We start from the raw sequence: 8410 nt of genomic DNA, 5'->3' as shown, positions 1-8410 counted from the left end.
CTATAAACCATATTTCTTTATCATTGTCATTAGAATCAGTAAACATTTCTCTATATCCTTTTACTTGCAATTCTTTCGGGATATGCAAGCTGAATTCTTTTTCAATATCGCGTTCTTGTGGTAATGAAACCCACTGTGGCCCGTCCTGGTATCTACCTAGAAAGCCTTCAAAAAATCGTTCTATCCCTTGTTTACTAAATACAATTGAGATATTAGAAGCGTGTAAATTAGGAAAAGAGACAACAAAATAAATACGATATTCTTTTTCGGTTATAGTTTTTATATGGATTAAATGCTTTACTCGATTGATTGCTGTCTGTAAATAAAATCGTCTAATCGAGTTTGATTTACGTTTTGCATTCATATAAGAAGGATCGAAGGGAAGATGAGTAGACCAGCAACCTAAAGCAGATTGTTCGTTAGCATTTGGTAAAGAGCTTGTATGCATAGTAGTATATTTCAGGAAATTTCGGAATGCGCGCCTTAGGCCACGGGTTTTCTTTTTTGAGCCATTGGTCCAAATCGATTGTTTCAAAGCAACACCTCATAAACAATATTTTTAATTCCATTTTGTAGTTTTGATGAAAAATAGAAAGAGAAATGCTATTTGTTACTATAATAGCAAAAATTAGGGAATGTCAGGAAAAAATTCTTAAAAAATGAATAGACTAAGAGTATGATATAAGTAATTGGTAATATATAGTTGTTATAAAAAGGTTGGTTAGGGGGGAAGCGAATGAAGCAAGATTTGAATAAAAAAATAGAAGCGATTGAAATCGCAATTGAAACGATGCAAGAGGCGCTTTATGAATTGAAGAAGCAGCAAAGGGCAGTAGAGGAAGAAAAAGTTGAACGAGCAAGAGAGCTGAACAAGCCGGAGCCTATTGGAAGGAAAGTAGAAGGCAGTATCCCTAAAACAAATGTACGACAAGAAGATGTAGTCGTTCGTCAAGAAAGTATGGAGGAACCAGAAGTAAAACAAGTAGATATATCTGCATTTAAGCCGGAGCCATTTGATCTTATAAAGTTTTGCCAAATATGGTTGCCGCGTATTTTCGTAGGTATTATGTTATTTGGAGTAATTTGGTTATTTAAAGCAGGAGTAGATGCCGGATTGCTGACTCCAGCAATTCGTATTGTATTTGGCGTAGTATTATCAGTAGGATTATATTATATAGGTGATATACAAATAAAGCAGGAACGACAAGCGCTAGGGTTAGTATTAGCCGGGGGAAGCATTACAGGAATTGTCTTAACGACGTTTGCTGCACATTATTTATATCAATTCCTTCCTGCAAGCATCGCATTCATACTCAATATTATATGGGTTATTCTTGGTATTTATCTTGCTAGAAGATATAAATCAGAGTACCTTGCTATATTTGTAGCAGTAGGAGCTTTCTTTGTTCCATTTTTATTAAATAGCACAACACCTAATTCTTACATTTTCTTTGGGTATGAAACGATATTAACGATTAGCCTGTTATGGTATGCACTGAGGAATCGTTACAAGTATTTATATATGGTATCTTATAGTGTTTCTGTACTTGTAACGCTTGTTTTCTTTGTGATTATGTCGGTGTTACTAGGACATTTGCAAGTACAATTAACAATGGTTTATGGACTGATTCATATGACACTTTTTTTGCATATGTTTATGGATAGGGAATTTATATATCAGCCTCGAATTGCGATATTTAGTGCGAGTGCAGTTCTCTTTATCATCGCAATTTCTAAAATTCCAGACTTTACAACATGGGGGCTGCTAATTGGTGCAATGATACATGGTGGTATGTTTGCAGCTGAATATAGGAAGAACAAGAAATCTCTATTTACAGATCTTCTATTTGGTGTCGCAATGGGATCGTTTAGTTTAGCGATTCTATATGAATGCAGCTTAGTAAATGCTGCAATTGTATTAATGTTACAAGGATTCCTCGGTATTGTTACTTCTGTTAAAGGAAAGCAAGAAATCAAATTATATATAAGTGCTGTAGTTTATGCGATTGGTATGATACAGACAGTTGTAAGTCCATTTACGACATTTATTTCAGCGGCTTTTGTTGCACATCTTATTTTAATTGGGACATTTTATTATGGAATGCTGAAAACAAAGCACATGCTGAAGCATTTCGGGAAGTATATTAATTCTATTACGCTATATGGATTTATGATACTCGTATTTATTACGATTACTAGAGTTGGTGAAATTCTGTTTATGAATGGAAGTATAATTAGTGTGTCTGTATCATTATTGTGGATGGTATATGCGTTGTTTGCAGTTTGGTTCGGACGAAATAGGAAAATGGATGAAGTATTATATGCCGGTTTAGTTGTGTTAGTCGTAACGGTAGGAAAATTATTTTTCCTCGATTTACCAGAAGTATCAATGATGATTCGAGCGGTACTGTTTTTAATTGTTGGCGGATTAGGAATTGTTATCTCGAGAATGTTCTTTTCAAAGGAAAAAGAGAAGTAGAAAAGAGCAATCCAATGTGGATTGCTCTTTTTTTTACTTTTTATTAATCGTAACAGTTTCGTTATATTTTGCTGTTGTATTTTGACGAAGGCGCAGTGTTGCTTGCCCACTTGTGTTTGGTGCCAATTGTACATTTACGATTTTTTCAGCGAAACCTAGGCTATTTGTTGTGAATGAAAAAGCATTGCTATATCCGAAAGTGGATGGCCAAGTGCCATTTTCATTTTGAACTTTCGCAACTTGCGTTCCGCCAGTTGTGAAAATTCCTAAAGAATAATTGTTATATGTTGTATTAGGTAATAAATTATTTACCTGAATTTTCATTTGGAATATTTCGTTATTTGGTAGGATACTAGGATGCATAATAGTATAATCCTGAGCAGGTATCGTACCATTACCATTATATCCGTATGAACCAGATTTAAATGTATTTGTATTAAACCATTGGTAGCCTTGATTTGGAGCACTCCAAGGTTCTGGTTGTGGTTCAGTTGATAAATTAGGTTGTTCAAATGTTTGTAAAGGTGTTGGTGCATCAAGCTGTAAGCCGCTTACTTGATCTAAACTTGTATACGTTTCCTGCTTAGACAGCCAATTTACGATGTTTTCTAACAGAACAGCATCATTTTCTTCTTTATATCCATCATATGTTTTCTTGGACTGCCCTGTATCTTCACGAACATATTTTGGAGATGCATCTTCAACAGGAGAAGAATCACCAATGAAGGCTGCCTTTCCAAGTCCGACTTTCGCAATTGCAGCATAAGGGCCTTCTGCAATACCACCTCCATTATAAACACCATTATCAACAGCATTATTCCACTTTGGTGGATTTTCTGGAAGGTATACAATTCCTTTCGCTAATTTAGGATTCGTAATAGACAGGGTAGAACCAGCATGCATCGCTACGGATGAAACACCTGTTGTAATGCCAAATGATTGTTCAGGCGATACAATGTTTTGGGCAGAAATATCACCTAGTGCATTATAGCGGAAGCGAATACCAAAGTTTTGTGACAACCAATCAGAACTCTCTACTCCTTGCATTGCCGGAGAGTTTGCTTCTTCATTAGACATCCCTTTTGCAGGATTGTCCCATGCCCCGCGTCTATATCCATTAAAGACTTCTGAAGAATCCCAGCGGTTTTTATTACGGTCTGCATTATAATGATCTGCAATAAAGAAGATGCTGCCACCATTTTTAACATATTGTAGCATAGCGTCTTGCTCAGATTTTTTATAAGGAATATTTGCTTCAGGAACGATAAATACATTATAATCTTTTAAATTTTCATATGTAATCGGTGTAGATTGGCGAAGCTCTTTTACAAAATAGCCATTTTGGGCAATGCCGTTTCCAAAATCAGAAAAACCACCATCAATGACCCAATCAGCTGTTCCTGCTGTTTGACCATGTGTGTTATCAAATAATACTTTCTTTCCACTGTTTTGATTGACAACTTTTGTAGCAATTTCAGGAGCTGGATCTACCGAGCTTTCAGCGAAAGCGGATGGAACATAAGTGCTTCCTATACTGAGTGTGATCGCGGTTGCTAAAGAAAACGTAAGCCATTTTTTGTTCTTCATAGAAGAATCCCCCTAATAATAAATATATTTGCTTTAATAATGTAATTGATTTTTCTGTAAAAAGAAAGGCAGAAAATATAAAATATATTAAAAGATTGTAAAAATAATGTGGATTTTGTTGAGAAATATTTGTGTGAAAAATAAAAACTCCCTTGCTTGTAATAAGGAAGGGAGTACGTACTTAACTAATTTTTGAATTAGGTACTTTATCTATCTTATGGAACCCTTTCATATAATACACGACGACTAATGCAATTAACCAAATTGGACCAACAATTAATGCAATTCGTGTATCTTCTGAATATGCCATTATACCTAACACAAGCGCAAGGAAACCAAGTGAGAAATAAGAACTTAATGGATATAAAGGCATTTTATATGATAATTTTTGTTTGGTTTGTGATGATAAGCCTTTGCGGAAACGAATTTGAGTAACTAATATAATGCCCCATGTCCAAATTGCTCCGAATGTTGAAATACTTGTAAGCCATGTAAATACTTTTGCTGGAACAAGATAGTTTAAAATAACACCAACGAGCAAAACGAAAGCGGTTGCTAAAATACCGTTACTTGGAATGCCATTTTTATTTAAACGCCCGAATCTTTCAGGTGCCTGCTTTTGTTCTGCTAGCGTAAACAGCATACGTCCTGTACTAAATAATCCGCCATTACAAGAAGAAAGAGCTGCTGTTAAGACAACAAAGTTAATAATACCAGCTGCCTTTGCAATGCCAATTTGTTGGAATGTTAATACAAACGGGCTTCCTTTATCACCAAGTTCATTCCATGGGTAAATTGCCATCATAACGAATAAAGCTCCAACGTAGAACAGTAAAATACGCCAAAATACGTTATCAATTGCTTTTGCAAGTGTCTTTTTTGGATTTTGTGCTTCACCAGCTGTGACACCGATGAGTTCTACACCTAAATAAGCAAATAAAACCATTTGTAAGGAAAGAAGTAAACCAGAAAAACCATTTGGGAACCATCCGCCATGTGACCAAAGGTTTGAAATTCCAGTAGCGATGCCATCATTTCCAAATCCGAATAGAATAATGCCTGTCCCAACTACTATCATACAGATTATTGTGACAATTTTGATTAAAGCAAACCAAAACTCAAGTTCCCCAAATACTTTTACAGACAAAAAGTTAAAGGCACTCATTAACAGAAGAGCCAGTAATGCCCAAATCCAGCGCGGGATATCTGGAAACCAGAATTCCATATAAATACCAGCTGCAGTAATTTCGGCCATACAAGTAACGACCCATAAAAACCAGTAATTCCAGCCGGTGATATAACCAGCCAGTGGTCCTAAATAATCATGTGCATATTTACTAAAAGAACCAGCAACAGGCTGTTCAATTGCCATTTCTCCGAGAGCACGCATAATGAAGAAAATAACAAGTCCAGCAATCATGTAACCTAGCAAAATGGAAGGTCCAGCTAGTTTAATAGCAGAAGCCGATCCTAAGAATAATCCAACTCCAATAGCTGATCCAAGAGACATCAAGGTAATGTGCCGTTGTTTTAAACCTCGATTTAAATTTTCAGATTTGTTTGTTTGCTGCATAAGAAGCCTCCTTGTAGGATGAGAAAATTAAATGTATTTTTATGATGTTTAACTATTTTAAATTATAAAACATTTCACTCTGTTATGCTACAAAAACAATTGAATCTACCTGTACTATATCTATATATGTCAGATTTAAACTTAAAATTCGAACTATTATCGAATATATTGACTCTTCTTTTTATTGATTGATAAGATTAAGTATTACATTTTCTCGCATATAAGAAAAAGAATGCGTGATAATAATTTATTGTGTAGGAAGGGTACCTAAGTATGTTTCAATTGCAAAAGTATAATACTTCTGTGAAGCAAGAGATTTTAGCTGGCATCACAACATTTTTTACATTTGCGTACATTCTTGTCATCAATCCGAAAATATTATCTGATGCAGGTGTACCATTTGATCAAGCATTTACGGCAACCATTATTGCGACAGTTGTCGGGACATTATGTATGGCATTTTTAGCGAATTATCCAATTGTAATTGCTCCAGCTATGGGGATGAATGCGTATTTTGCTTATTCTGTTGTACAACAAGCAGAGGGTATTACATATGTTATTGCTTTTTCTGCAGTATTTGTAACAGGTATTATTTTTCTTTTATTATCTTTTACCTCATTCCGTCAAAAGCTTATTGTAGCAATTCCTGACAGTTTAAAACACGCAATTGCAGGTGGAATCGGATTGTTTATTGCTTTTATTGGACTGCGTTTGTCTGGAATTATCGTCGATCATCCATCTAACTTAGTTACAATTGGAGATTTTCATTCACCAGCTGTTATTTTAACGTTAATTGGTTTGGTTTTAGCAGCAGTATTAATGGCTTTACGGGTGAGCGGGGCGCTGTTTATTAGCATGATTGTGACAGGGATTATTGCCTTTTTTACTGGACAATTGAAGTTTGGAAATCAAATTGTAGCGATTCCTCATTTACCAGAAGGGATTATTGTTTCAAGTCCTATTACTGCATTTTCCGATGTAATAGAATATGGGTTATACGGTGTTGTTTTTTCCTTTTTACTTGTACTTTTATTTGATACAACAGGTGCATTGCTTGGTTTAATCAAACAGGCTGGTTTAAATACAGATAACACTGAAAAACGTTTCGGTAAAGCATTTATTGCGGATGCGATTGGTGGCACAACAGGTGCTGTCTTTGGAACAAGCCCTACAGCAGCGACAATCGAATCATCTGCTGGGATTGCAGCAGGTGGAAAAACAGGGTTAACAGGCGTTGTGGTAATTTGTTTAACGGTCGTAACGGCATTTTTTAGCCCTGTTATTGCTTCGCTATCAAGTGTAGCAGCTATTACGGCTCCATCATTAATTATAGTGGGAAGTCTAATGGCACAAAGTATTCGCGATATTAACTGGAGTGAATTTGAAGATGCATTACCGGCATTTTTAGTTTTTGTAGGTATTCCGTTAACATCTAGCATTGCAAATGGAATTGCGCTTGGATTTTTAATCTATCCAATCTTAAAGATGGTGAAAGGGAAATGGATGGAAGTACATCCACTTCTGTATTTCTTTGCGGTTTTATTTGGATGTCATTTATTCTTATAAAGAGATAGATAAGGGTACTTCTCATAGGAAGTACCTTTTTTCGTGTATAATAAAGTGAGACTCCTTTTGTAGGATATAAAACTTATGATAGAAAAAAGAAATTCCAGGATTAAATAATTTATAAAGTGAATCATGTAATATATACGTTACGATTGATGGTGAAGGAGGTTGTAGATTGGCTGTAAGTAGAATCAAGATTGCACGTGTCCAATTGGATTTAACACAACAACAATTAGCAGAAAAGGTAGGGGTTACAAGGCAAACAATTAGCTTAATTGAGAAAGGAAAATATAATCCTTCCTTAGAATTATGCTTGAACATTTGTTATGCGTTAAATCAAACGTTAAATGATTTATTTTGGGAAGAGCAGAAGTAACAAATAGGAATGGGAATAGTGAAAGTCGAGAGTGCCAACAAGCCTTCCACACATATGGAAGGCTTGTTGATGTTTTTTTAGAGAAATTCTGAAATACAAAAGCTTTTCTTTCATAATGCTTTGTACATGAGTCTATGAGGCCCAATCGGATGAATATCAAATATTTCACCATGTTTATGGAAGCCTAATCGTTTGTAGTAATCTGCAACGGTAATGCGAGCATTACACCATAATATCTCTGCTTGGCGTTCTTTTAGAATTACTTCGGCATATTTGATTAATGAGCTACCAGCATGTTGCCTTCGGAAGGCAGGTACTGTAGCCATACCTCGTAAACGATAGTGATTGTTACCTTGTAAAGAAGGTTCTGTTTCATATGAGAAAGAAGCGATGCTGATAAGTTCATCATTTTGAAACGCACCTAGATGAAAGGCGTGTAATTCATAATCGGAAGGATATTTACAATCTATCAGTGCTTGATTAGGTCTTAGCATCTTTTGACGTAGCGCGTATGTTTCGGAGGCATCAATACGTTTAACCGTAATCATACACAACCATCCTTTCTTATGACGCTTTCTCCATGAGTTGTAGAAAGAAATATGCAGGTGCTACACAAAGACCTAGTATGCTACATGTACCGAGGGTTAGAGAAAGAAAGATACAAAAGTACTTCGTTCCATTTGATTTTTTCCATCCGTAGCTGCAAATTTCAATACTAATACCGATGAGAATAATGGCAACGAGTACTTCTGCTAATAATAAAAGAGCTAAAGTTGAAATAGACATATTGTGATTCATCCCCATAATATATGATATATATACATCAATT

At 35.5% G+C, this 8410-nt stretch carries 8 protein-coding genes; 3 read left to right on the top strand and 5 right to left on the bottom strand.

Annotation, left to right across the window (positions count from 1 at the left end; all coding sequences use genetic code 11):
- On the bottom strand, positions 1 to 535 hold a 535-nt coding region (locus V7183_RS22555; protein WP_335360911.1), incomplete at its 3' end, for a DUF3916 domain-containing protein.
- 201 nt (positions 536 to 736) lie between these two features.
- On the opposite strand from V7183_RS22555, the gene V7183_RS22550 reads away from it, so the two are divergent.
- Positions 737 to 2479, top strand: a complete 1743-nt coding sequence (locus V7183_RS22550) for a DUF2339 domain-containing protein (RefSeq protein WP_335360910.1) — start codon at positions 737 to 739, stop codon at positions 2477 to 2479.
- Between the two features lie 33 nt (positions 2480 to 2512).
- On the opposite strand, the gene V7183_RS22545 is transcribed toward V7183_RS22550, so the two are convergent.
- On the bottom strand, positions 2513 to 4066 hold the full coding sequence (locus V7183_RS22545; RefSeq protein ID WP_335360909.1) for a DNA-binding protein: 1554 nt from the start codon (positions 4064 to 4066) through the stop codon (positions 2513 to 2515).
- A gap of 181 nt (positions 4067 to 4247) precedes the next feature.
- Positions 4248 to 5639 carry an amino acid permease gene (locus V7183_RS22540; protein WP_097896460.1) on the bottom strand — a complete coding sequence of 464 codons (1392 nt, stop codon included), beginning with the start codon at positions 5637 to 5639 and terminating at the stop codon, positions 4248 to 4250.
- A gap of 273 nt (positions 5640 to 5912) precedes the next feature.
- On the opposite strand from V7183_RS22540, the gene V7183_RS22535 reads away from it, so the two are divergent.
- Together V7183_RS22535 and V7183_RS22530 are read left to right on the top strand one after the other, a co-directional pair.
- Positions 5913 to 7205 carry an NCS2 family permease gene (locus tag V7183_RS22535; RefSeq protein WP_335360908.1) on the top strand — a complete coding sequence of 431 codons (1293 nt, stop codon included), beginning with the start codon at positions 5913 to 5915 and terminating at the stop codon, positions 7203 to 7205.
- A 175-nt stretch (positions 7206 to 7380) separates the two neighbouring features.
- Complete coding sequence (locus tag V7183_RS22530) at positions 7381 to 7581, top strand: helix-turn-helix transcriptional regulator (RefSeq protein ID WP_097896456.1); 201 nt, start codon at positions 7381 to 7383, stop codon at positions 7579 to 7581.
- 110 nt (positions 7582 to 7691) lie between these two features.
- On the opposite strand, the gene V7183_RS22525 is transcribed toward V7183_RS22530, so the two are convergent.
- Both V7183_RS22525 and V7183_RS22520 read right to left on the bottom strand, forming a co-directional pair.
- Positions 7692 to 8129, bottom strand: coding sequence for a GNAT family N-acetyltransferase (locus V7183_RS22525; RefSeq protein ID WP_335360907.1), 438 nt, complete (start codon positions 8127 to 8129; stop codon positions 7692 to 7694).
- Positions 8130 to 8145: 16 nt separating this feature from the next.
- Positions 8146 to 8385 (bottom strand): DUF4022 family protein, encoded by a 240-nt coding sequence (locus tag V7183_RS22520; RefSeq protein ID WP_335360916.1) that lies wholly within the window; start codon positions 8383 to 8385, stop codon positions 8146 to 8148.
- Positions 8386 to 8410 lie beyond the last annotated feature (25 nt).

Source organism: Bacillus sp. JJ1127 (genome assembly GCF_036965845.1).
Taxonomy (GTDB): Bacteria; Bacillota; Bacilli; order Bacillales; family Bacillaceae_G; genus Bacillus_A.
This window is presented reverse-complemented; position numbering and strand designations above follow the sequence as displayed.